At 70.4% G+C, this 23,606-nt stretch carries 18 protein-coding genes and 2 pseudogenes; 9 read left to right on the top strand and 11 right to left on the bottom strand.

Features of this window, described 5'->3' with window-relative positions; genetic code table 11:
- Window positions 1–189 precede the first annotated feature (189 nt).
- Window positions 190–1,500 carry a hypothetical protein gene (locus AB0L74_RS19545; RefSeq protein WP_365653391.1) on the bottom strand — a complete coding sequence of 437 codons (1,311 nt, stop codon included), beginning with the start codon at window positions 1,498–1,500 and terminating at the stop codon, window positions 190–192.
- A gap of 543 nt (window positions 1,501–2,043) precedes the next feature.
- Between AB0L74_RS19545 and AB0L74_RS19550 the strand changes: the two genes are divergently transcribed.
- The 5 genes from AB0L74_RS19550 (at window position 2,044) to AB0L74_RS19570 (ending at window position 6,697) form a co-directional block, all read left to right on the top strand.
- The gene (locus tag AB0L74_RS19550) at window positions 2,044–2,436 is read left to right on the top strand and encodes a transposase (RefSeq protein ID WP_365653530.1); all 393 of its coding nucleotides are present in this window, start codon (window positions 2,044–2,046) and stop codon (window positions 2,434–2,436) included.
- A 1,249-nt stretch (window positions 2,437–3,685) separates the two neighbouring features.
- A complete protein-coding gene (locus AB0L74_RS19555; RefSeq protein WP_365653394.1) occupies window positions 3,686–4,366 on the top strand; it encodes a hypothetical protein in 681 nt (226 codons plus the stop codon).
- Window positions 4,367–4,702: 336 nt separating this feature from the next.
- Window positions 4,703–5,113, top strand: a complete 411-nt coding sequence (locus AB0L74_RS19560) for a hypothetical protein (protein WP_365653397.1) — start codon at window positions 4,703–4,705, stop codon at window positions 5,111–5,113.
- Between the two features lie 139 nt (window positions 5,114–5,252).
- Complete coding sequence (locus AB0L74_RS19565) at window positions 5,253–6,458, top strand: cytochrome P450 (RefSeq protein ID WP_365653401.1); 1,206 nt, start codon at window positions 5,253–5,255, stop codon at window positions 6,456–6,458.
- Window positions 6,455–6,697 carry a ferredoxin gene (locus AB0L74_RS19570; RefSeq protein ID WP_365653404.1) on the top strand — a complete coding sequence of 81 codons (243 nt, stop codon included), beginning with the start codon at window positions 6,455–6,457 and terminating at the stop codon, window positions 6,695–6,697. Before AB0L74_RS19565 ends, AB0L74_RS19570 begins: the two co-directional genes overlap by 4 nt.
- Window positions 6,698–6,919: 222 nt before the next feature.
- Here AB0L74_RS19570 and AB0L74_RS19575 read toward each other — a convergent pair.
- Both AB0L74_RS19575 and AB0L74_RS19580 read right to left on the bottom strand, forming a co-directional pair.
- Window positions 6,920–7,652 (bottom strand): annotated as a pseudogene (locus AB0L74_RS19575) (dienelactone hydrolase family protein).
- A 204-nt stretch (window positions 7,653–7,856) separates the two neighbouring features.
- The gene (locus tag AB0L74_RS19580; protein ID WP_365653407.1) at window positions 7,857–8,294 is read right to left on the bottom strand and encodes a hypothetical protein; all 438 of its coding nucleotides are present in this window, start codon (window positions 8,292–8,294) and stop codon (window positions 7,857–7,859) included.
- A 388-nt stretch (window positions 8,295–8,682) separates the two neighbouring features.
- Between AB0L74_RS19580 and AB0L74_RS19585 the strand changes: the two genes are divergently transcribed.
- On the top strand, window positions 8,683–9,339 hold the full coding sequence (locus tag AB0L74_RS19585) for a maleylpyruvate isomerase family mycothiol-dependent enzyme (RefSeq protein ID WP_365653409.1): 657 nt from the start codon (window positions 8,683–8,685) through the stop codon (window positions 9,337–9,339).
- A 279-nt stretch (window positions 9,340–9,618) separates the two neighbouring features.
- Here the strand turns inward: AB0L74_RS19585 and AB0L74_RS19590 are convergent, their stop codons facing one another.
- The gene (locus AB0L74_RS19590; RefSeq protein WP_365653412.1) at window positions 9,619–10,194 is read right to left on the bottom strand and encodes a hypothetical protein; all 576 of its coding nucleotides are present in this window, start codon (window positions 10,192–10,194) and stop codon (window positions 9,619–9,621) included.
- A gap of 520 nt (window positions 10,195–10,714) precedes the next feature.
- Between AB0L74_RS19590 and AB0L74_RS19595 the strand changes: the two genes are divergently transcribed.
- Both AB0L74_RS19595 and AB0L74_RS19600 read left to right on the top strand, forming a co-directional pair.
- Window positions 10,715–11,641, top strand: coding sequence for an aminoglycoside phosphotransferase family protein (locus AB0L74_RS19595; protein WP_365653416.1), 927 nt, complete (start codon window positions 10,715–10,717; stop codon window positions 11,639–11,641).
- A 955-nt stretch (window positions 11,642–12,596) separates the two neighbouring features.
- On the top strand, window positions 12,597–13,814 hold the full coding sequence (locus AB0L74_RS19600) for a glycosyltransferase (RefSeq protein ID WP_365653419.1): 1,218 nt from the start codon (window positions 12,597–12,599) through the stop codon (window positions 13,812–13,814).
- Window positions 13,815–14,004: 190 nt separating this feature from the next.
- Here AB0L74_RS19600 and AB0L74_RS19605 read toward each other — a convergent pair whose 3' ends face one another.
- From AB0L74_RS19605 to AB0L74_RS19615, 3 genes are all read right to left on the bottom strand, one after another.
- A complete protein-coding gene (locus AB0L74_RS19605; protein ID WP_365653422.1) occupies window positions 14,005–14,646 on the bottom strand; it encodes a hypothetical protein in 642 nt (213 codons plus the stop codon).
- A 470-nt stretch (window positions 14,647–15,116) separates the two neighbouring features.
- Entirely contained in the window at window positions 15,117–15,878 is a 762-nt protein-coding gene (locus tag AB0L74_RS19610) for a class I SAM-dependent methyltransferase (protein ID WP_365653425.1), read from the bottom strand.
- A gap of 715 nt (window positions 15,879–16,593) precedes the next feature.
- The gene (locus AB0L74_RS19615; RefSeq protein ID WP_365653429.1) at window positions 16,594–17,034 is read right to left on the bottom strand and encodes a MarR family transcriptional regulator; all 441 of its coding nucleotides are present in this window, start codon (window positions 17,032–17,034) and stop codon (window positions 16,594–16,596) included.
- 828 nt (window positions 17,035–17,862) lie between these two features.
- On the opposite strand from AB0L74_RS19615, the pseudogene AB0L74_RS19620 reads away from it, so the two are divergent.
- Window positions 17,863–18,478 (top strand): annotated as a pseudogene (locus AB0L74_RS19620) (IS5 family transposase); the annotation flags it as partial.
- A gap of 15 nt (window positions 18,479–18,493) precedes the next feature.
- On the opposite strand, the gene AB0L74_RS19625 reads toward AB0L74_RS19620, so the two are convergent.
- From AB0L74_RS19625 to AB0L74_RS19640, 4 genes are all read right to left on the bottom strand, one after another.
- Window positions 18,494–19,837 (bottom strand): hypothetical protein, encoded by a 1,344-nt coding sequence (locus tag AB0L74_RS19625; protein ID WP_365653433.1) that lies wholly within the window; start codon window positions 19,835–19,837, stop codon window positions 18,494–18,496.
- 82 nt (window positions 19,838–19,919) lie between these two features.
- Complete coding sequence (locus tag AB0L74_RS19630; protein WP_365653436.1) at window positions 19,920–20,762, bottom strand: hypothetical protein; 843 nt, start codon at window positions 20,760–20,762, stop codon at window positions 19,920–19,922.
- Window positions 20,759–21,463, bottom strand: coding sequence for a hypothetical protein (locus AB0L74_RS19635; protein ID WP_365653439.1), 705 nt, complete (start codon window positions 21,461–21,463; stop codon window positions 20,759–20,761). Before AB0L74_RS19635 ends, AB0L74_RS19630 begins: the two co-directional genes overlap by 4 nt.
- Window positions 21,454–23,151, bottom strand: a complete 1,698-nt coding sequence (locus tag AB0L74_RS19640) for an AAA domain-containing protein (RefSeq protein WP_365653442.1) — start codon at window positions 23,149–23,151, stop codon at window positions 21,454–21,456. Before AB0L74_RS19640 ends, AB0L74_RS19635 begins: the two co-directional genes overlap by 10 nt.
- Between the last annotated feature and the right edge of the window lie 455 nt (window positions 23,152–23,606).

Genomic DNA, 23,606 nt, shown 5'->3' on the forward strand with positions numbered 1-23,606 from the left:
CTCGGTCAGCAGCCGCGCGGTCTCCGGCCCGGCGCCGAGCGCGGCCACCGCGGCCCAGGCCGCTCCCCCTCCAGCCGTCCCCCGCGCAACTCCCGCTAGCCGGCCCTCCGCTGGCGGTGCGGGGCCGGTGTCCCGCGGGATACCGGCCCCGCGCCGTTGTGACGGGCTCGGGCGGACTGCCGGGCCTGGTCAGTCGACGAACTCGACCATCACGGTCGCCGTGCCGGGCACATGCCGGTCGTCGCCCGCGTAGGCGACCGTGTACCGGGGATACGTGTTCCAGTCGGGCGGGGTGTCACTGAAGCTGAAGGCGCCGTCCGGTCCGACCTGCACATCCGGCAGTTCCACGCCGCTGCGCGTCACCGTGACCGTCCTGTGCTCGGGGAAGGGCACCAGGGAGGTCAGTTTCCCTGTCACGGTGACCGGCGTGCCGACGGGGTTCGTCGGCGGAGCGGACAGAGTGATGGTGCTGGATGCCTTGTCGGGGTCGGTGACGATGTCGAGGGTGACCGGACCCGAGTAGGGGAGGCGGGTGGTGAACAGCCTGCTGCCGTCGGGCGCCCAGGCCACGCCCCGGTCGAGGAGATCCATGTGCGGCCACGACAACGCGACCGTGCGGTAGGGGGTGGTCTCTGCCGGGCGGTAGAGGTAGACGTCCCAGTCTCCTCCCGCCACGATCCCCGCGGCGACCGTGCCGTGGGAGTCGACCGCGACGGAGTTGGGGTACGGGCCGGTGTCGTACCGGGCCTCCTCCGTCAGGTCCGACAGGCGCCACCGCTGGTGGTGGTAGTTGGAGCCGTTCGCGGTGATCACGCTGCTGCCGTCCGGCGTCACCGCGACGTCCTCCACGTCGCCGACGGCGTCGCTGTAGGCGGTCTCCCGAAGCGTTCCGGAGCTTACGTCGTACACGCGCATGCCCATCGCGCCCAGGCTCTCCGCGGCGACGAGCCGGTCCGGCGCGCCCGGCGACGAGGCGAGTCGCGGTTTGCCGTACCAGACGGGGTTGTCGTCCAGGCTGACGGTCGGGGTCGCCCCGGCGATGGCGACCGACCCGATGCCCCCGTCGAAGACGGTGGCCTGGTAGCCGAAGAACAGCCGGCCGCCGGCGAGGGCGAGGCTCTCCGGTTCGGTGCCGGCCCCGGTGGAGATGCGCCGCGTCTCGGTCAAGGTCGTGGTGTCGATGACGGAGATCGCGTCGGCGTCCGGGAGCGCCACGTACAGGGTGGACTCGTCGGCCGACTCGGCCATGCCGCGGGCCCCGTCGAGACCCTCCACCTTCTTCACGACCTGCCCGTCGTGGTCGGTGGCCAGCACCGCGTCGTCGCCGGGCGCGCTGACGTACACATGCCGGCTGTCGGCGAGGGTCTGCCAGTGGGACCGCACGGGCAGGGCGCTGCCGCCCTGGGTCTGCGCCGCTGCCGGGCCGGGCACACCGAGCAGAGGGATCGACATGGCCGCCAGGACCAGTGCGACACCCGCCGCACGTCTTCGTATACGCACCTTCAGAGCTCCTTCGGATTCGAACGCGGCCGCACGGGTGCGGCCGGCGGACCAACTGTAGGGGTCCGCACCGACATTGGTCCCGCAGATTGATCCGGTGCGGAGCCCCCGGGCACGCCGCCATCCCGCACCCGGCCTGCGGGCGGAAGGGAGCGATGGTGTCGGGTGTGGCCGTGCGGCGGAGAGCCGGAAGGAGGCAGGACAAGCGAATTTCGCGCGTGCTGCTCAGTGGAGTCGAGGGCCCGTTGGGGTACGTCAGTGGTCTCGACGGCCGGCCAGCCCTGTCCGCCGTCGGTGGAGAGGGCGAGCCCGTGCGCCGCGGAAGCCCTCTGCCGTGAGGGGATCTCCGGCGGCGCGCACCGTCTCCGGTGGTGGACTCGAAGGGGCAGACATCTTCGTCGGCACGCGCCGTGGGGTGTGTGACGGCGGCGGCCTTCGGCGGTGCTCCCTGGACGGCAGTGCCCATGGTTCGGGTGCGTGCCGCATCCGGCGCCGTCGGATGCGCTGGGCCATTTCGTTTGGATCAGTCGTTCGTTGGTCCGGGTGCCGCTGACTGATGCGCAGTGGGCACGGACCGAGCCGTGGCTTGCGGACCGGACGCCGAAGCGGGGTGGCCGCCGGCGGGACCATCGTGAGGTGATCGACGCGATCGCTCACAAGTTCCGGACCGGGACGCAGCGGGTGCACCTGCCGGGGAAGTACGGCCATTGGCGGGGCGTCTACAACCGGTTGCGGATGTGGGCCGTCGACGGCACGTGGGAGCGGGAGTGCACCGCCCTGACGGCTCAGGCCGACCCGGACGAAGACGTCATCTGGGCCGTGTCGGTGGACTCCACGATCGTGCGTGCTCACCAGCACGCTGCCGGGGCCCGCAAAAAGGGGCCCCGGCCGGTGAGCCGGACGATCACGCCATCGGCCGGTCCCGCGGCGGACTGACCACTGCGAAGCGGGTTGGTAGCCGAACCCGCGGGTGGTACGTCCAGAACGGTACCGCAGCGTTGGCGGCCGGCGTCCGGTCTCAGAACTCGGGCTTTCGGGTGGGCGACGTGATCCTGGAGGGCGTGCCCGTCGACGGCGCGCCAAATGGCGCGAGGCTGCCGTTCGAAGCAGTTGGCTTCACGCCCGTGGCCGTGCCCGATGCGCTGTTCCTGCCGTTCCTCGGGTACCGCGTCAACAGCCACCTCACCGGCCAGAACCGCGAGGACAACCGTTCGGTGCTCGCCACGCTCGGCCCTGATGCCGCGCGCCTGGAGTCACCCGACATCTGGATGACCCCGGGCCGGTACGGGTACCTCCAGGAGGGCAAGCACCGGGATTCCATGGAGCAGGCCGGCCTGCTCCACCTGAGTCAACCCGCATTGAAGGTAGCGGTCAGCAGGTTGGTGGCACAGGGGTACCTGTACAACCCGCGCCTCGACGGCTACGGGAACCTGCTCTACAAGGCGCTGGTCGACATCGAGGTAGAAGGTGGCCGGTACCGGACCTTCACGGTCGGACTCCGGTTCAATCCAGAGGACAAGCGCGTCGAGCTGATGACTGAGACCGGGTGCTGCGTGAGGGTCCGGCGGTGTGCTCTCCGTCAACTCCGCAGTCTTCTGATCACCAGCGGCGCAGCGGATGTTCAAGGACGGTCGGTTGGTGACGAGAGCACACGCCGATCCGTGGCAACCGGTAGACAACGCGACTGTCTTCCTGCCACAACTAAGGTGTACATCACGCAAGTTGGTACTGCCAAGGGTCACAGGAGAGCGACGTGTCCACACCGCCCCCGCTTCCCCCCGGGCACACGAACAGTTCACCGGCCGGACCAGCCGCTGGACCGAACGGCAGAACATCGCTACCCCCTCAGAGCCCCTCCGCGCCACCCTCACCGCCAGGGGCCCTTCCTCCCGCGGTCACCCCAGGGTCGCAGCCCGGACCACCGCACACGTGGGCGGCTCCCCCTGACCCCGATCGCCTCCCCCGGGAGGCAAACGATATTTCAAGAGCTGGAAATCAAATCTCCAAGAAGACACTTCGGGTCACGTTATGGGTCGGCGCCGCTAGTGCTTTCTTCGGGGCTGCCGCCTTCGGAGCCGCCGCCCTCGGACTAATTCCCTCGTTCGAAACAAACAATAGAGAGAAGGATAAGGACCGGAAGGAAGAGGAAATCGAGAATGGCCCCCCTGTCACAATTTCGGCAGGCTTGTCCTACTACGGGCCGGGCATGTGGGTAAGCAAAGAAGACCGCACAGGTCAATACCATGGAGTTCCGTTCGACCAGGAGACGCTGGAAACGGACCGCCCGTCGTGGGGCTGGCTTGAAAAGCACTGGACCCCGCTGCACTTGACCGGCGTCTCTGTCAACGTACTGAGCGAGCACAAGAAGACGACGCTCGTGCAGGGAGTAGAGATCTCGAACCTCGCCTGTGCGAAGCCATTCGACGGAACACTTCTGCAACCCCCAGGAATCGGCGACGGTGGCGAGGAAGCCGTCCCAGTGGACATGGCACTCAATGTTGACGCCGCACGCCCTGTCACCCGCGAGCTAAACGAGAGCGGGGAACCCGGCCGCCCGTTCACGAAACAGATCGCACTGGAACAGGGAGATCAGCGGGAGTTTGTCATCAAGTTCTTCTCGCGCACGAAATCCTGCACCTTTAACGCACACTTGACCGTTTCATCAAACGGAAAGACGTACCGTCTGAAACTTCCGGCCACCTGGAAGCTGGGAGGGAAACCTGACAGTTACACATTCCGTGTCTCAGCGGCTCCCTCCAGTCACACCTACAAGTCAACGTACTATGCGGGAGGCGGCACAGTACTCGAAGTGCCGCAAGACAGATTCCAGTGGGTCACCCCCAACCAACCCAGCTACATCCCGTAAATTCGCTGGGAGATCGGTGGGTATATCTCCGCTAACTTCGTGGCGGTGGCAATCGTGTGTGCCGATGACACGGTCGTCGGCGTCGCCACTCGGAAGCTCCGTGGCCGCGAGAGCCACGCGGGAAGGCAGGGGGAGGCGACGTGGGGTGCCAGACGGACGAGTTCCGGGAGCCCCACGACGGCGTCGTGGGCGCTTCTGGGTGGAAGGCGCGCTGCCACTGCACCGGCCACCAGGCCGGGCACCGACGGAGCGATCTCCTCCAGCCGCTCGCGCCGCTCCTCCGGCAGTGCCCCGGCCGCCGGCTCCACCGGCAGGCGTCCGGCTGCCCGTCGGACCGTGGAGGCCGCCGCCCGTGACGGGCTGAAGACGGTGGAGGGGATCGCGGGCCGTTCGGACGCGTCGCGGCTCCTCGCCGACCGGCTCCGCCTGGACGAGCAGCCGCGTACCGGCGGCCCGATCACTGACCCGGTGGGCCGGCTGCCGGCCCGGGGCACGCCCCGGCGCCAGGAGTGCGGCGACGCCCCGTGCGACGGCCGGATCCTGCTCGACTCCGGCCGGGACTGCCCGCGCCGCGAGGAGAAGCAGGCCGGCCGCCGCGCCCAGCGGAGCGCTGTCGCGGCCGCCGTGGGCGCCCCGATGCCCGGCGCCTTCCGGCGCGGAGCGCCCGCGCGGCCGCCGCCTCCAGTGCCGCGCGGGCGCACCGATGCGTCCGAAAGCGATATTGCCTGCCCGAGCAAGATTACTTAGGGTCCCGAATCTAGGAGGAATGTGACGGTCCGGGCATCGGACGTGAGCCGAACCGCCGCACACCAAGGGCAGGTTGACGCTCGCCGTCCGGTGTGGATGGTTTTCCTCCCCCCTCCCCCCCATGAGAGGCGGCACCCCTATGACCATCAGCAACCCCCACCCCTACCCGTTCAACGACGTGACCGACGAGTTGTACGTCGAACCGCGTCTCGAGCAGCTGCGCGAGAGCGAACCGCTGTGCCCGGTGCGACTGCCGCACGGCGAGCCCGCCTGGCTGGTGACCCGGTACGAGGACGTGAAGACCGTCCTGGGCGATCCCAGGTTCAGCCGGGCCCGGGCGGTGACCAGCGACGAGCCCCGGACGCGCAGCCACCGGGGCTTACCCGGCAACATCCTGGACTATGACCCGCCCGAGCACACGCGGCTCAGGCGCGTGGTCGCCAAGGCGTTCACCGCACGCCGGGTGGAGCAGATGAAGGAACGCACCCAGGCGATCGCCGACGGACTCGTCGACGCCATGACCGCGAAGGGCTCCCCCGCCGACCTGGTCGCCGAGTTCGCACTCCCGCTGCCGGTCACCGTGATCTGCGAACTCCTGGGCGTGCCGCTGGAGGACCGCACGCGGTTCCGTCTCTGGGCGGACGCCCTCCTGTCGACCACACGTTTCACCACCGAGGAAGTGGAACGGTACGCCGACGAGCTGACCGCCTACATGGCCGATCTGATCGCCCAGCGGCGCAAGGAACCCCAGGACGACCTGCTCAGTGTGATGGTGTCGGCACGCGATGAGGAGGACCGGCTCTCCGAGGACGAGCTCGTCGCCATGGGCGTCAGTGTGCTGGTGGCCGGCCACGAGACGACCGCGAGCCAGATCCCGAACTTCGTCTACACGCTGCTCCACCACCCGCGGGAACTGGCCAGGCTCCGCGCCGACCTGGACCTCGTGCCGCAGGCGGTGGAGGAGCTCATGCGGTACGTGCCCCTGGGCGAGGCCAGCATCGCCCGCTACGCCCTGGAAGACGTCGAGCTGAGCGGTGGCGTGGTACGCGCCGGCGAACCGGTCGTCACCTCCAACGTCTCGGCCAACCGCGACGGCACCGTCTACACCTGTCCCGAGGCGCTCGACCTGACCCGGCAGGAGGCCTCCCACGTCGGTTTCGGCCATGGCCCGCACCACTGCCTGGGCGCACAGCTCGCCCGTATGGAACTCCAGGTGACGCTGCGGACGCTGCTGGCCCGGCTGCCCGGCCTGCGCCTGGCCGGCACCGGCGAGGACCTGGTGTGGAAGACCGGTTCCGCGGTGCGGGGCCTCACCAGGATGCTGGTCGCCTGGGGGGAGGAGTGACCGGCCGGGCCGACGGGGACACGTGGCACGTGCGGGTCGACGCCGAGGCGTGCAGGGCGACGGGCATCTGCGCGGGCATCGCACCCGGACGGTTCCGCCTGCACGACGGCGCCTCGCACCCGACACCCGAGATCGTCGCGGCGGCCCAGGAAGTGGTGGACGCCGCCGAGTCCTGCCCCATGGAGGCCATCCTGGTGACCCGCCACGGCACCGGCGCCCGCATCGCACCCGAGGGCTGAACGGCCGCCGCCCCGCGTCCGTACCCCCGCTGTCGCGCAGCACTGCTCCCCGCACCCCCGGGGAGGGTCCCCATCTCGTCGCCGTACTCGGGCCTGATGGTCGAGCCGGGCCTGGGAGGCGGTCGGCGTCACGGGGCGGGGCGGGGCGGGGCCACAGTGGATCACCGTCCACTCCCCAGGCCGCGGAGCCGTGCCCGTCAGGCCCGGTTCCCGGCCCGAGCCTCAGCAGTTGGCCAGAGTGCGGCCGAGGAGGGAAAGCAGGCGGTCCCAGTGGAGCCGCAGTGCGGCGGGGTTGAAAGCGTCGGTGTCGGCCATGGTGAAGCCGTGGATCGTGTTGGGGTAGATCTCAGACGTGTAGTCGACACCCGCGGCGTCCAGGGCCTGGTCGAGTTCGCCGAGGGCCTCGGGTGTCAGGTCGGTCTCGGCGTGGCCGAAGTGGACCTGGGCGGTGAGGCGGCGCAGGACGTCGGGCCCGGCGGCGCCCACGGGGCATGGAATCCGGCGACCGCGGCCACCTGGCCGGGGTGGGCCGCGGCGGTGCGCACCGCCAGGAGGCCGCCTACGCAGTAGCCGGTCACCGCGACGGGTCCGGCGCCGGCCTCGGGCTGGGTGGTGAGGAATCTGAGGTAGGCGTCGGCGTCGCGCAGGGTTCGTTCGACGGTATGTGCCTCGATCAGGGGCATCAGCCGACGCATGACCGCGGTCCGGGCCTCTTCTCCGATGTGCTCGGGAAGTTCGGTCACCGGTACCGGGCCGTGCCGGTAGAAGACGTTGGGCACGAGCACGTAGTACCCGTGGCCGGCCAGTTCGCGGGCCATCTCCCGCAGCACGGGCCGGATGCGAAACCGTCTGCGTACATCAGCACCCCTGGGTGCCGCTCACCCTCGTCGGGGTAGGCGGCGAAGGCATCGGCCTGGCCGTCCGCGGTGGGGATGTGCAGCGTGTCGATGGGCATGAACTCTCCTGTCGTGGTTGATGAGTCCTGTGATCAACACGACGGAGGCGGAGCCCGCGCAGCAGCGTGAGATCCGCGAGCGTGCAGCGGGCCGCTGGCCCGTACGGCGCTCAGGAGAGCACCGGGTCACCGATCCGTGTGTGGCGCCATGCCGTCCCGGTCGTCATGCCCACAACCTAGTACTCCAGTGCGGTTTCACGTGGTCTATCCGGTGGGTTCGTCAGTCGATCGTCGTCGGTGGTGGCTGCGGCGGGCTGTCGCCTGGTGGTGTCCGCGCCAGTCAGACCAGTGCAGAAGCCCGGCAGCTCCGGCCCGGCCCTTGGCGGCCCGGAAGCACTCCTTGGCACTCCACCGGATACCGGCGACGCGGACCAGCTCCGCCAGGAGCACCTCGGTGGATGACCAGCACAGGTAGAAGGGCGAGTTCACCGGTGTGCGGTTGCGGCGGATCAGCAGGTGGCTGTGGCTGTCGCTGCCTCTGTGGATCCAGGCCCAGTCGTAGTAACGGGGGCCCCTCGCGCCGATTCCGGCGCTCTGCCGGTGCCAGGCGGTGGCGGGCAGGCAGCCGGCGACGGTGTCCGCGCGGACGGGGGTGCGGCCCCGGCTGATCCACACCCGCGTTGAGCAGGCGACGGCCATCACGTAGCCGGTCCGGCGGCCTCCAGCGCGGCACGAAGCTGCGGTCCTGCCCGTAGGCTCCGTCGCCGGTCACCCACCGTGCCTCCACCCCGGCGCCCAGCGCGGCGGCGATCATTTCCCAGGCCAGACGCGGCTTGGTCGCGAACCGCCCCGCCAGCGGGCGGGGCTTACACCATGGCCAGCGGCCACCGCCACCGCACGATCGTCGTTTGTCCACACACCAACCGGTGATCATGTCGCGGCCGCGGGCGCTTTGACGAGTGGTCACTCCGTGGGCGATGACTTTGCTCGGGTGGGAGAGTCCCTTCTTCGAACATCCTGCCGGACGACCACGTGTTCCGGTCCGTGCAGGAGCAAGCAGAGCACGACTCATGACAGGAGACTCGCCCATATGACTGGCTCGGTACTGGCAGCGGATCGCAGTCCGGGGACCGGGGTCTGGCCACTGATCCGTGCTGAGCGAGCGGCACTGGTAGCCGATCTCGCAGAGCTGTCTGACGATCAGTGGGCAACCCCGTCGCTGTGCGCCGGATTGTCGGTGCGTGAGGTGCTGGCGCACCTCACCGCGGGGGCGAGCCTCCATGCCGTGCGCTGGCTGGCGGGCGTGATCCGCTGCCGATTCGACTTCGACAAACAGGTGGCGATGCGGCTGGCCGAACAGCTCGGTGCGACCCCGGCCGAGACGCTCGAGCGGTTCCGGCGTGTCGTCCCCAGCAGAACCAAGCCTCCCCTCCCCGCCGTGGCCATGCTCGGTGAGACGGTCGTGCATGCGGAGGACATCCGGCGTCCGCTGGGCATTCGCCGCGACTACCCGACTGAAACAGTCACGAGGGTGGCTGAGTACTACCAAGGGTCGGATCAGGTGGTCCTTGCCAAGGGACGCATCGGCGACCTGCGACTCGTCGCGGACGACGGCCCGTTCACGACCGGATCCGGGGCACTCGTGTCCGGCAGCACCCTGGCCCTGACGATGGCCATGACCGGACGCGCTGCGTACCTCGACGACCTGGAAGGCGACGGTGTTGAGCGCCTTAGCGAACGCTGCTGAATGGCGTGACGGCGACGGCGGCCCACCGCCCGTGAAGGCAGCGGGCCGTCGGGGCGGGCGTGGGCGGCAAGCTCCAGGACCACCCGGTCACCACCCCGTTCTCGCGCGCCGACGCCGATGCGATGAGGAAGACCGTCGCGCGGCCGGTGCCGTCCACGGCCGGGACGGGCCGGCGATTCTCCGCGAGCCACGCCGCTTCGACCGGAGCGGGAACACCCCTCTGACCGCTGACGCCCGGTGACCGGTGACCGGTGAGCGATCAGGCGTCGCGCGGGCGGTTCAGTGGCGTAGCTGGTAGCTGATCAGGCGGGAGGAGGCGGCGCCGGCGCTGATGCCGAGGGCCTGCCCGATCGTCTCGGGGGACAGTTCGTCGGCATCGGCGGCGTAGGCGGCCTGGCGGCCGACGTTGCGGGCGAGTCGTTCCAGTTCGCCAACGGCCCGCAGCGCTGCCGCGGGTGCCTGGTCGGCGAGGCGCTTGAGCCGTTCTTCCAGCCGGCGGAGGGTGTCGGTGAGGTCGTCGGGGAGTGGGACGGCCCGGCGGGCGACGGTGTCGATGTGCTCGGCCCAGTCGCCGTAGGCGGCGAAGACGTCCACACCGTCCAGTCCGTCCTCGCCGAGCTGTTCCCAGTCGATGGGGTGGCCCGGACCGCGCCAGCCGCACGCACACGCGGCCCGGTAGCCGGCCGCTTTCTCACGGCCCCACTTCCCCGTGTACGCCCACCACTCACTGGTGCGTACGACCTCGCCGCCGCTGCCGACGTCCAGGCAGGCAGGAGCCGGTTCACTGCCATCGTCGAGAACCGCGCCCACGATGCCTTCGTGAGACTCCCCGAACTCGTCCGTCTGCCATCCCACGTTGCCTCCCCTGCTTTCCCGCGTGGCTCTCGCGGCCGCAGCCTCACCCGCGGGCACTGACAATGCCCCAAACGGTACGATCCCGCACGGCGGTTACCGGTAAACCAGCCGCCGGAGCGGCAGGACAGTCCAGGGTCCCGGTCCGGGCCTACAGGAGTTGCCCCGCGACTCCCTGGTCGGCGTGAAGCCGATGCGTGCGGCGTTCCCAGCCGCACCAGAACGGAAAGGCACCGCCGGCCGCACCGCCGCCATCGGGCGGCACGTGCTGGAGACGCCCGCCCCGGTCGTCGCCGAGGCTCTGAGCTACCACCGGGTTACCACGGCCGAGCCGGCCTGCGAGGCCGGAAGCACCTGGAGCCGATACGCCTGTGGAGACCGCCGGCGAGTACCGCCAGGTGGCTCCCCGAAGCACTGGTGATGGCTGAAAACGCGAGCCCACTAGAGGCCCGAATCGTGCGGAGCGGCGGGCACTGTGGGGAGGGAGTGTCCGCCGCGCCTGTCTCACGTACCGTGGCTTCGCATGACCGACTCCGAGATCGAGATCACCGCAGAGCTGGTACACGGTCTTCTCAAGGACCAGCATCCGGACCTTGCCGGGCTGGCCATCCGCGAGGTAGCGGGCGGCTGGGACAATCACATGTGGCGCCTTGGGGACGAGTTGGTCGTGCGCATGCCGCGCACGGAACGTGCCCCGGATCTCCAGCGCAAGGAGCGCCGGTGGCTGCCCGTCCTGGCCCCGCGCCTTCCGCTTCCGGTTCCGGCCCCTGTGCGGATCGGTGAGCCGTCCGCGCGCTTCCCGAGGCTCTGGCACATCATGACGTGGGTTCCCGGCGAGCCACTCGACTCCGCCTCGGTCAGTCGCGGCGAGCACGCGGCCGACACTCTGGCGGGTTTCCTCAGGGCGCTCCATGTGGAGGCGCCCGCCGAGGCACCGGCCGGTTCGGACCGCGGCGCTCACCCTGAGAAGTGCACGGACGGCTTCGAAAAGGTCTTGCGGGCCATTGCCCCAGGCGGCATTGCCGCCGACGTCCGGGCCGTCTGGGACGTCTGGGACGATGCCGTCGCGGCCCCCGAGTGGGAGGGCCCACCGGTATGGCTGCACGGTGACCTCCACCCCGCGAATGTCGTCGTCTCGGACGGGACGCTCTCGGGCGTGATCGATTTCGGTGACATGTTCGCCGGCGATCCGGCGTGGGACCTCGCGGCCGCGTGGCTGCTCCTTCCCGCGGGCGCGGCCTCACGATTCTTCGAGGGGTACGCGCAGGCGGACGAGGCGACGGTCCGTCGTGCCCGAGGGCTGGCCGCTCTGAAAAGCCTCTTCCTCATCCTCATGGGCCAGAACGGCGAACGGGGCCTTCCTGGCGGCAAGCCGACATGGGGACCCGTAGGCCGGGCGGCGCTCGACCGTGTTCTGACGTCCGGCTTGGGCCGGCCCTCTCCCGCGTAGGCCGCGCTCTCGACCGTCGCCCCCGCCCCCGCGACACGTACCTGAAGCGGGAGCCTGACCGGCACCCGCTTCCCGGCTGGGACACCGAGGCGTTGCTCCGCGCCGTGGACCGTATCTTCGGCCTCTTTCCACCGTTCATCGGTGAACTTCGCCCCGCCAACCTCGTTCGCCGGCACGGCTCCCACAAGAGGGCTCGGTAGGCACGCTCGTGCGGGGACACGCGACTGGCCTGCCTTTCAGGGGCAGTCTCGCGTGGCGGCTCTTTCCCGTCCGGGGGCACGTGCCGGGAACGGCGTCCAGCGTGCGCCGAGAAAAGTACGGCTCCCCCGGAGTCCACGCGGCGAGCGTCGCCGTGGACGGCCCGGTCGCCCCCGGCACCGACTTCGGCCCTGACGACATCGCCGAGCACGGGCGGCCGCACACCCAGCCGTGCCACCTGTGGGCCGTGAGGCGCCGCATGCCGGCCGCTCCTGATGGCGCGCGGCCCGTGGCCCGGGCCATGGGCCGCGTCCGGCGCCGCTCCGCGCCCGCCGCGGCGGCCTCCCCCGCCTGCGCGACGGCCTCCCTGGAGTCATCGCCTGGCCGAACCGCTGGAGCCTGCTGGGCGGCGGCTGCTACCACGGCCGGGAGCGGATAGCCGGGGCTGCGACCCCGGCGAGGACGCGGCCGCCGCGAACGTCCGCGCACCGGCCGAGGAAACCGGCCCAGCCGGCCCGGACCTGACCGCAGTGTTCGAGATCCGCGACGGGCACGGCTCCGGGCAGCACATCACCTTCTTCGCCGGCACCCGGACGGTGAAGAGCCCGGCTCTCAGCGGCACGCCGATGTGGAGGTGTTCGAATGGTCACGAGTAACGACAGCACGCTGCGACTCGGGGTCGCAGCGGTCAGGCGGGCTGAGGGATTCTGTGGCAGGCGATGGTGACCGGACGGCATTCGCCGAGGAGAATCGCTCCATGCGCATTCTGATCATCACCGCCGGTTCGCGGGGAGACGTCGCGCCCTACACGGGCCTGGGGCGGCGCCTGCTGGACGCGGGCCACCAGGTCGCCGTGGCCGCTCACCCGTCCTTCGAGACACTCGTCGGCGGGTGCGGTCTCGACTACCGGCCCGTGCCGGGAGACCCGCAGGGGCTGATCCGGGACTGGGCCCGGGCGACATCGCGGGAAGAGACCCGGGCGCTGACGAGGGCGTACGCGAACGGGCTCGCCGACGGCGTGGCGCAGGCCGTGGCGGGCGGAGCCGACCTGCTGCTCACCGCCTTCGGCCCGGCACCGCTCAGCCGGACGGCCGGCGAAGCGTTCGGCGTCCCCGTCATCGGCACCTACCTCGCACCGTCCTTCGCCACCGGACGGTTTCCGCTGCCCAACGCCCGGGACACCGGCGGCCCGGGGCCGGAGGACAACCTCGCCGCGGGCCGGGATGTGCTGAGGCGCGCGGAAGAGCTCTTCGCGGGCCCCGTCACCCGGCTGCGGGCCCGCCTCGGGCTGCCCGCCGACGCGCCCCCGGCACCGGCGGCGGACGTCCGGCCGGTCTTCCACGGCTACAGCCCGCTGGTGGTGCCGCGCCCCGAGGACTGGCCGTCCTGGGCCGAAGTGGTGGGCTACTGGTGGCCCGCGCGGCCGGACGGCTGGCACCCCCCGGCCGAACTGGCCGACTTCCTCCAGGCCGGCCCGCCTCCGGTGTTCATCGGGTTCGGCAGTATGGCGGCGGGGCAGGGGGAACGGCTCAGCGAGCTGGTGGCCGCGGCGGTGAAGCGGGCAGGCGTGCGCGCCGTGGTGCAGGCGGGGTGGGCAGGACTGAGCTGCTGCGGCGACGACGTCCTGGCCATCGGCGACGTCCCGCACGACTGGCTGTTCCCCCGCACCGCCGCCGTCGTCCACCACGCCGGGGCGGGTACCACCGGGGCCGGACTGCGGGGAGGCGTGCCCGCCGTGCCCGTTCCCGTCATGGCCGACCAGCCGTTCTGGGCATCCCGGCTGTGCGAGCTGGGAGTCGCCCCGCGGCCCGTGCCGTTCCAGGACCTCACCGCCGAAGCCCTCGGCGACGCGATCACCGCCTGCCTCTGCGAGCCGGCCCACCGCCGCCGCGCCGCCGAACTCGCCCGCGGCATCGCCGCGGAGGACGGCACCGCCTCACTGCTCGCCCACATCGGCTCAGCAAACGCCGGGTGAGGCCGCGTCACCGTGCCGCTGCGCCAGACCGCCCGCCCCGAGGCACCCTGCCGCATCCGGTGCCGTCGAAACGCGCGGACGCGTCCAACGTCACCGCGCTCCGGCCGCCGCCTTCCAAAGTCATGAGCAGACGCTGCCCGTCACGGGATGGACGCCGTGGTGGGTCGGTGGCCACCGTTCCTGCCGTCGTTCACCCGGCCACTGCGGAGTCCAGCACGTCCGTGGAATCCACGCCGTACTTGAACAGGTTGTCGCGGTCGGACGGCGTGCACCCGTCGCACGGCGGCATCGTCGCTGAGGGCATGCTCTCGTCGACGAGGACAGCCGTCCACCGGGCCTGCTGAGGGGGGTGTGTGAGTGTCCACCTGACCTTCCAGCGACCGTCCTTGAGGAGGTCCGCTGGTGGGGAGACCAGCCAGGCCTGTCCATCCGTCGCCCGCGAGGACGCTGTCTGTGAGCTGCGGGGGTTCTTCACGATGACGCGCACGCTCACCGTCGGCGGCGCGTCGGTGACCGTGCCTTCGAACTCGAATGCGGTGCCCGCATCCTGAGCTGCCGGGTGCTGCGTCCATCCCGTGATGCTGATGCGCGGCTGAACGGTGTCAGAGGACGAAGAGCCGGCTGTCCAGTAGGTGACCAGACCGGCGGCGACCGCTGCGGCGACCGCTCCCGCAGCACCGATGACCGACGCTTTGACCGTGCTGTCGCCGCTCCCGCGCCGGTGCGGATCGCTGGTGTCGGACGGTCCGTGAATCCTTGTCGACGCAGCCAGGGACCGCCGTGCAGACGTGCCGGCGGCTGTGTCCGGTGCTGATTCACCGCGGCCCGGCATACCGGCTTCTCCTTGTCGGCGGTGTGGCTTTCCACATCATGCAGGACCCGCGTGGCGGCCGGGAGAGATTTCACTCCCGGCCGTTCGGACGGGCCGAGGCAGCTGGGCAGCCGTACGCCTGGCTTGCCGGGGCCCCGGCCCCGCGGCCGTGTCTCAGCCCCGCCCAGGGTGGGCCCGCCCGACCCGCGCATCCCGGGCGTCCGCGGCGCCCCGGGCGGGTACGAGCTCACCTGGGCGCCGGACGGGCGCGCGTCTGGTCGTACGGCCGGCGGCGGATGGCCGGGGCCCCGGCACGTCGTGTGCGTCGGGTCGGTGCCCCGGGCAGCAGGGTTTCGGCGAGCCGGACCGGGTAGGCGCGCAGTGACATGCCCCGCGCCGCCGCTGTGCCCGCGAACCGGTCACGGGCTCCAGTGGCTGTCTGCCAGAGCTTTCGCGCTCTTCCGCCGGCCGCCGGGAGCGCTGTCAGGACTTCAGGACTTGATGACGTGCAGGACCCGCATGCCGCGGGGGCCCGCTTCGTCGCGGCGGACGTCGAGGCCGGCCGCTTGGCATTGGGCGGTCAGCCACGGGGGGCTCAGCCGGAGTTTGGGATAGCTGCCGGTCTGAAGGTGCCAGGCGCCGTCGCGGCGGGTGTACAGCAGGTCGTGGACCAGGACTGTGTCCTCGTCGGAGTAGTCGAGGAAGCAGGTGAGGATCCGGTCGGCGGTGCTGCGGACGGGGATGAAACGGTCCAGGCCGTGGAGTTCGCGTGTCAGGTCGCGGTAGGTGGCGACGAAGCTTCCGCCCGGGCGCAGTGCCTTGGCGACGTCCGCGACCAGTTCCTGCACGTCCGCCCGGCCGGGCAGGTGCAGCAGGGTGTCGCCCATGCACACGACGGCATCGACCGAACCCGGCGCGGCGAGGCGGGGCAGGACGCCGCGGATGTCCCCGTGGACGGGACGGACGGCCTGCGCGGTCCCGGAGCGCCCGGCGTGCTCCATGAGTTCGTCGAGCAGTACGGCGCTGGTGTCGACCGCAGCCACCGAGGTGAAGCCGAGGTGGGCGAGAGCCAGGGTCTGCGGGCCGGGGCCGCAGCCGAGGTCGACGGCGGCCGCTTCCTCTTCCGGACGGGGAACCAGTCCCAGCCCGCGGAGGAGTTCGGCCTGTGCCGCTGCCGCCGTCTCGATGTCCCCGCCGAGCATCCAGGTGTAGTGCTCTGCGAGCAGGCGGTCGTAGTGGTCGGTGGCGGTCATGCACGTTCCTTTCGCGAAGTCGGTCGGCACGGACGTGCCGCGGAGTCAGTCCCGCAGGGCCGGCGCGGCGCCCAGGCCGATCGGTCCCGCGCCTGACGCTCCGGCGAGGCCCTGCCGGAAGCCGGTCCCGTGCAGCGGGCCCTCCGACGCGGGTGAGGAGCGAAAGCACCCGGGCGTACCGGCGCAGGGCCAGGAGTCAGAAGAGAGCGGCGAGCACGATGTGCTCCGCCGTGGGGTCGGGCCCGGCAGGGTGAATGGGGGGGGGAAGAGCGACAGGCAGGAGGCCGCTGCCTTCGGGGTTCAGGAGGTTACCGATCAGGCCCTGCGGGAACGGGACGCGTGCGCCGCGTGCCGTGACCGGTGGTGAGGGTGTCCGCGGCGCCGCTTCGGCGCGGGCGGACGAAGCCGGCCGGGGCCTGGACGCCGAGGCAGGCGAGACACCCGGCACCCGCGGTACGCAGGGCCGCGTAGCCGAGTTCCGAGGCGGCCAGCAGGGGGGACAGAGCGGCCACCGCGACGGCCGCCGGCACGGCGTTCCCCCACGTGGTCGCCGCCGGTGGCGGTGCCCGCACGCCGTCCCGAGCGGGCCGCGCCGGCCGGCAGCGGGGCCGGATCAGGACGGCCGGGCACCACCATGCCGAGCAAGGACACGGCGACGAAACCGATTAATTCGGGCACAGGGTTCTTCCTTCCAGGGGTGAGCGGAGGCGGGCGCCTATGCCTCGGCGGGCGGGCCGGGGGCGGCAGTGCCGTGTACCGCCTGCTCGCCCGTACGCACCCAGGCGGCGAGATCAGCGAGGTACACGTTGGTCAGGGCGGTCTCCAAGGCGTCCCCGAGGGCCGCCCGATAGGTGGGTGTCGCCTCCGCGTAACGCTGCCGACCGGCCGGCGTGATGCTCGCGGCAACCGCCCGGCCGTCACCGGCCGCGGAAGCCCGCTCCGCCAGTCCCCGGGCCTCCAGTCGGCCGACCAGACGCGTCACCGTGCTGTCCTTCAGTCCGATCCGGTCGGCCAACTCGCCCATGCGCAGGGCGGAGCCGCTGTCGGGGCGGCTCAGCGCGCACAGGGCGCGGTACTCCGACAGCGGCAGGCCATGCTCGTGCTGGAGGGCCTCGTCCAACTGCTTCTCCACGCGGCCCAGCAGCCGCACGGCCATGCACCAGCGCTCGTCCTGTGCGTCGTCTACGGGACGCCGCGTCTCTTGGGATCTCCGTGTCGCAGCCATCACGCGGGCACATTACCTGCTTGCTCAAGCAAGAAAAAGAGGCGACCACCCCGCGGACGCCACCGCGCGGGGCCGTCGCGGGCGTCGAAATGGTCCGACTTCTCGATCACCGGCTCGAACCCGCCGCGTCGCAGCAGGTCCGTCCTTCGACGCCGCCGAACGGGACTCCCCGCCGTGGTCCTGGCCCGCCGCCCTCCGAACGAGCCGTGGTCCTGGCCCGCTGCCGCAGTCACCACCGGGCGCTGCGGCTGAAGTCCGGTGCCGTGCCGGTGCTCGGCGGAACGAACGATGCCTCCCTCGCCATCGGCTACGGGTCCGCCGTGCCGGGCCCGCCGCCGGCCGCATTCGTCGCGGATTCACTGCTGATCACGGGTTGTGGGAGGATGCCGTCCATGACTTGCGCTCGAAGGGGCCGTGCCGCGTAGAGCGCCAGCTTCACTTCGGTCGCGGGAACGTGGCCGGGGAAGACCCTGGGCGCGGTATCGCGATGTCCCCGGGCTATCGGGAGCGGCGAATGCCGCCGTCCGTGTGCTCGAACGGGAGCGATTGTCTCCGGGCATCGTGGCAGTGGCGCTGAGCGTGTGGTCCGTGCGAGTCCACGGCGCCAAACGCCGTTGGAGGCGGTGGGAGGCTGAGTTCACCTGTCCCTGCTGCGGTGAGGGCTGGGCCCGGGACAAACTGCAAGACGCTCGGGGGGTTCCGACGGAGGCGGAGTGGCGACGTCTCGAGCCGCTCCGTCCGACAGGCACCAACCGCTGCGGGCGGTGGCGCGATCACCGCCAGGTGGTCAACGGCATCCTGCACCGGGTACGGACCGGGGTGCAGTGGCGTGATCTGCCGGAACGCTACGGGCCGTGGAAGACCGTCTATGAGCGTCACCGGCGTTGGTCGGCCGACGGAACCTGGGAACGGTTGCTCCAGCAGGTGCAGGCCCAGGCCCATGCCGCCGGTGGGATTGACTGGGATGTCTCGGTTGACTCCACCTCGATCCGTGCCCACCGACAGGCGGCCGGCGCACGGAAGGCGCCGCCACCCGTCGCGTCAAAGGGGCGGCGGTTACGGCACACCGGAGCGGAAGACCGTGGGTGAGACTGTGCGCCCGCCTGGTGGCGGTGGTGCAGGAGGTGAGGCGCTCGGTCGCTCCCGAGGAGGCTTCACCACCAAGATCCACCTGAGCGCCGACGGTCGTTGCCGCGTGCCTTCACTGTTGCTGACGGCAGGCCAGCGGGCGGACTGCACGCAGTTCGAGCCGGTCATGAGCGCATTCGGGCGCCCCGCCTCGGGCCGGGCCGTGTCCACGACGTACGGCAAGCGCGCATACGTCTACCCGGGTACCGTCACCGTCGCAGCAACCATCATCTGGCTTCGGACATGATCGGCCGGACAGAACCTAATCGCGCAGTAGGCGCATAGCCAGCACGGAACCGTCAGGATGTATGGAGACTGGGCCGTTCCAGCGTGGGGCCCAGGTGTCGTGTGGCCAGCTGAACCGGCGCGCGTAGGTTTCGCGACGATATCGCTCCACCCTGCCCGCCGCAAGATGGCGGAAGAGGTCCTCCGCCACTCCGGAGAACGCCTCGACTCGCCTCCTGTTAAGCCGGAAAACGTGGTCTGTGCCGACGAAGTCGGTGCCGAAGAAACGGTGCCGCGCGTCCTGGACGCTGTCCGTTGCCGCGTGCGTAATGCCTGCGAAGTTTCGTTTTCCTTGTCGTTTCGTCAGGTACGGGGCGGTCGCCCGTGCGTCTCCGGCGAAGGCGGTAAGACCGGCTGCGGCTGTGCGGGCGAGCACGTGTTGGAACCACCCAAAGAGGTCGGGACTCACGTGGAAGCCGGGTTCGAGCTCAGCACGCTTGTCGCCTTGCGCGGGTGGCTGGATGCCGGGATAGACGTTCTCGTCCCCCAATGCGTGATCAAGGATGCGGCCCGGAGCGTCCAGCCAACCGCCTTCTCCGACCGCCTCCAGGGTGTGCACCGTGAGGGGGCCGTCGAGTGGGAGTTCTGTGCTGAACACCAGACACGGTGTCTCATCCCACGCTCCGATATGCACCGCCTCGACATGGGCGGAGGCCGAGGCGAGCTGGGTGTGTGAGACGGAAAGCCCGCTGTGGTTGCCCTTGCACGCGATCGGGAAGACGCGAGAGGGCCGGCCGGGCCTCCATACCTCGGCGAAGAACTGCGGTCGGTATCGGTAGCCCGACTTCGGGCCGGAGTCCCTGCTGGTCAGGGCCCATCCCGCGCGCAGAGCTGTGTCAGCTGGCACGATCGAGACGAAGCGGTCCGGATAGCGCCTGCTCAGGAGTCGCGTGGCGAGAGCCAGCGCGAATCCGGTGCCGAGTTCTCCCGACTGAATGGCCTTGTAGTAGTCCGCGGTCTCCTTGCCCTCGGCGGACAGCGCCATGAAGGAGACCGAGTCCCCGGTCAGAGCCTGGTTGTACTTCAGGCAGCCCCAGTGCTCGGCGAGGCCGCGTCCCGCTCCGCGCCGGGCCAGGGTGATTGCCCGTCCGAACGAGTGCAGCACATCCCAGGGCGTGAGGTGCGCGACTCGGCCGAGGTCCTTTGCCGGTACGGGGCGCAGTCCAGGCTTCCGGCGAAGCCGATCAAGCTCCTTCTCCTCTCTTTGCTTGTCGTCGTCCGCCGCTGCGGCGCTCACATCCCCGGCCAGCTCCCGGTTCGAGTGCACTGAGACATTCGACGGCTCCACAAGGTCTCTCAGGACTTCAGCCGTGATCTTCAATCTGCTCCCCCTGGTGATCAGACGTTCCTGGTCTGGGCTCCGTGACCCGACAGCCACGCCGCGGCTTTCGTACGCGCTGGCCCTACGCGCCGGCTTCGGGCTGGCTGGCCGCGAGGTCGTTGAGGGCACCGTTCACGACGTACCAGGACACGGTGAGGGTGTCGCGGTCCGGAGTGTGCGCCTCGCGGAACTCACGCCGTGGGTGGACGAAATTGCGGTACTTGCAAACGGCCTGGCTGAAGCGTTCCATGTCGACGTCGATCCAGCCCGCCTTGTGGCAGATGTCGATGAGGGCCTTGAGGCCGATGAAATTCGGGTCTTTGTCGTTCAGCAGGGAGACGTCGCGCTCCTCGATCACTGTAAGCAGGACCCCTTCGAGGAGGCTGCCCAACATGATGATGGCCGCGACGTGTGCTCCGTTGGAAAAGCAGGTGCGGGCCTCGTCCAGGCGGCGCCGAAGCAGCGCGGCCATCCGCGGTTCGCGGATGATCTCGGCCATGGTGGCCTTGAGCTCGACCGGGGCCTGATGGCCCGGGTGCGCCATGGCTGGGTCGCAGACGACGACCCTGGGCCGGCCTCCAGGGTTTTCCAGACGGAAGCCTTCGTGGACGAGGAAGGCGTTGACCGCACTGACGACGGTCGGCAGGGCCTCGGGTTTCCCGAGGTACTCGCGAGCGTCCGCGAGTCTGAGGAGCACCTTCTCCAGCTCAGTGGGGTTCTCACGGCGTTCCATGAGTAGCCGGAGCGTCCAGTCTCCCCGGTACTCGCCGTCGTACTCGGGCACGTTGCGCCATCCGGCGTTCTCCAGGAACTGGGCGATCTCGAAACCCCTGCGGTAGTAGAGGTGGTCGTCGCCGCAGATGACGCGAGCCAGTTCCTTCAAGGTGTTGCCGTCGAGAGGGCCCAGGACGGTCTCCCGCGTCATGCGGCGTTCTCCGTGGTGTCGTCGGTCTGTTCATCCCCGGTGTCCTCGTCATCGGTGAGCCCGTTGTCCGAGGAGAGGTCGAGCGGCTCCCACTGGGCGTGGGCGCCGGCCGGCCGGGCTGCGGTAGCGGACTGCGTGTAATCGGCGGGCCGGATTCCCCGGCGGCCGAGTTCCTCCCACAGACCATCGAGCGCTGCGCCGGGATCGAAGCGGAATTCGCTCTCCCGTACCCGCCAGAACTCCCAGCCCACGCGCCTTGGTTCGCGGTCCCGCCGCTGGTCGTTCTCGATCTGCTCCCGCCTGGCGTGGTGGAAGGCGTCACCGTCGCACTCGACGGCGAGACGGCCGCGAGCCCCGACGACCACCAGGTCGATGCGCTTCCTGCCGGCCGGGAACTGCGGGACCACGTGATAGCCGCGCCTTTTGATCTCCAGGTACACCTGCTGCTCGAAAAGCGACTCGAAGGGTGCTCTGCGGACGTCCGGCAGCACCGGTCCGAGGTCGTCGGCGGCCTCCAACGCGGCCGGTGGGTTCTCCATGTACGTCAGGAGGTTGAGCCGTCGGTCGTGCGGCTTGAGACGGTCCGGCGCAGCAGAGTAGAAGAGCCACATCTGATCCTGAGCCCGGCTGGCGGCGACGTTGTACGCCTGCTGTTCGCTCTTGTTCCCGCCCGCTGCGCGCGGCGGGTTCGTCACGACCATGGACAGCAGAATGATGTGGCGTTCGTCGCCCTGGAACGAGGCCGCGTTGCCGACGCGACGAGCAGTTCGTGGGCCTGCTCGCAGGCCAGCGGAGGGACGTCCCCGGCGGTGTCGGGGAGATGGCCGATCCATCCGAACTCCTCGGCACCGGCATGGACCCGCTCCACGATCTCGGCGAGCGTTCCTGCGTATCCCGGTGCCACGCTCCGATGCCGGTACTCGGCCTCCCGGAGCGAGGTCACCTGCTCCGTGAGCCCCTCGGTCCGCCCCCGCACCTCGTCCCGTTCGCCGGTGAGGCGGCGGATCTCGGCGCGTAGTTCGTCGGGATCACTGGCGGCCACCTGGTCGGTGAGCGCGTTGATGGTGCGTTCGAGCTCGTCCTCGCCGTCGTGGCGAGTGGAGCTGAGCAGCAGGACGCACAAGTCCCGCACAGGCGACGGAAGCTTGTCCCGCAACACGGTGAGTGGCTGGTCGCGGGCGCTGGTGACCAGTACCCGCTGGCCCTGTGCGAGAAGCGCGGAGACGAGGTTGGCGATCGTGTGGGTCTTGCCCGTTCCCGGCGGCCCCTGGACCACGACACCGGTGTCGTGCTCCAGGCGCCCCAGCACACTGCGCTGCTGAGCGTTGGTCTTGCCCGGGAAGAGTGGATCGTCACCGAAGAGCGGCGCCCTGCGGGCCCCGTCCCAGGCGGAACGGTCGGCGGTCTCGATCGTCATGGCCATCTGGGCCAGGCCGAGCGGTGCCCGGCCCTCCGAGGCCACCGTCTCCGCGATCTGGTCGTAGAACCTCAGCAGAGAGTTGAGATTGCGCGGGCGCATGACCAGGGCGGGTGCGTAGGTGAGACGGGTCCCCGGTTCAGGCGCGCGGGGTGGCTCCCACGCCGCGCTGAAACCCATGGGGCGAGTGATCGCCCGCTCCTGCCACTGCGCCAGCTGCTCCAGCGCCTCGGGCCCGAGCGGTTCCAGTCCGCGAGCCGTGATCTCTTCCGAGAGAGCGGCCCCGCGCTCGCGCACCCATCCGTCGTCGCTGTCCAGGAAGTCCTGGTCTTCGAGACGCAGGGCGCTCTCCGACGACAGTCTGACCGTCAGTCGCGCCGTGCGTCGGTCGACCGACATCTCCACCCGTTGGGTGAGCAGATGGCGGTGCACCGCGTCCCCGTCCGGACCGAGCCAGGTCAAAAGACCGATGCCGAGGACGAGCTCCGTCTGGTCGTCCTCCCGGGCCAGCTTCTGGTGCCACGCGTCCATCCGGTCGTAGAGCTCACGAAGCGGTCGTTCGCTGCGCTCCCGCGCCGCCCACCGGCGCCAGCGATCCAGCCAGGGTCCGTAGGCCCGCAGGACGTCACCGGCCTCGTCACGGCGCACGGTGCCTTCCTCAGCCGGCGGCTCCTTCGCGTCTGCGACGCGAACCAGCTCGGTCCCCGGCCCCGGCCCCCGCTCCGCGAGAGGCGGGTCACCTCCGTCGGGATCCAGGCAGCGGGCCGGATCCACCCAGCCGTCGAGCGAGTCGGGCAGGTCGGGCGGCGCACTCTGTGGCACGTGGTCGAGCGTCAGCAGCACGCCGTCAGGGCGCGGTGCCGGCCTGCGGACGGGTTCCGGCAGCTTGGCCAGCCAGAGGTGCTCACGGCTGCGGTCGTCACGCTGTCGCTGGTGGCTGCTGTGGACCATGTCGCGCAGAAAGTTGACCAACCCCGCTGTTTGCCCGATGACGTCGGGGTCACTCGCGTGGCGTCGCGGGTCGTTCACCGTTCTCCTCTCGGCCGCTGACGAACGTTCCAGGATGAGGGTCGACCAGGGGTGCAACAACGAGCTCCGGGCAACATGACCGGATCTGTTCCACGTTGCGGCGCCGTGCGCATATCGAAGGGCTGGTTGCCGAGGTGCCGAACGGTTGGGCGGCAGTACGGTCCGCAGCGCTCCGCCAGGTTCCTTTGCACAGGTGGGAAGCGTTGAGGAGGGGCTGCTCGGGAGATGCCGGCACCTACTCGTCTGTGACGTTCCCTTGCCTGCGAACGGAGGGGGCGGCTCACAACGAACGATGGCCGGTTATTACGCAAACCGGACGTCCGCCCTGCCCGTCGGGCCATGGAGCCGCCCGCGTCGTCAGGAACCGAGATCGCCGGCACCGCGTTCCTGGTCCGGCT

This window comes from Streptomyces sp. NPDC052020, assembly GCF_040680575.1.
Lineage (GTDB): Bacteria > Actinomycetota > Actinomycetes > Streptomycetales > Streptomycetaceae > Streptomyces.

Bases quoted from the DNA above. Each gene is read 5' to 3' on its own strand.
- AB0L74_RS19565 (WP_365653401.1), top strand. From the start codon at position 5,253: ATGACCATCAGCAACCCCCACCCCTACCCGTTCAACGACGTGACCGAC.
- AB0L74_RS19610 (WP_365653425.1), bottom strand. From the start codon at position 15,878: ATGACCGCCACCGACCACTACGACCGCCTGCTCGCAGAGCACTACACC.
- AB0L74_RS19635 (WP_365653439.1), bottom strand. From the start codon at position 21,463: ATGGTCGTGACGAACCCGCCGCGCGCAGCGGGCGGGAACAAGAGCGAA.
- AB0L74_RS19605 (WP_365653422.1), bottom strand. From the start codon at position 14,646: ATGCCGGGCCGCGGTGAATCAGCACCGGACACAGCCGCCGGCACGTCT.
- AB0L74_RS19585 (WP_365653409.1), top strand. From the start codon at position 8,683: ATGACTGGCTCGGTACTGGCAGCGGATCGCAGTCCGGGGACCGGGGTC.
- AB0L74_RS19600 (WP_365653419.1), top strand. From the start codon at position 12,597: ATGCGCATTCTGATCATCACCGCCGGTTCGCGGGGAGACGTCGCGCCC.
- AB0L74_RS19630 (WP_365653436.1), bottom strand. From the start codon at position 20,762: ATGACGCGGGAGACCGTCCTGGGCCCTCTCGACGGCAACACCTTGAAG.
- AB0L74_RS19615 (WP_365653429.1), bottom strand. From the start codon at position 17,034: ATGGCCGTGCGGCTGCTGGGCCGCGTGGAGAAGCAGTTGGACGAGGCC.
- AB0L74_RS19595 (WP_365653416.1), top strand. From the start codon at position 10,715: ATGACCGACTCCGAGATCGAGATCACCGCAGAGCTGGTACACGGTCTT.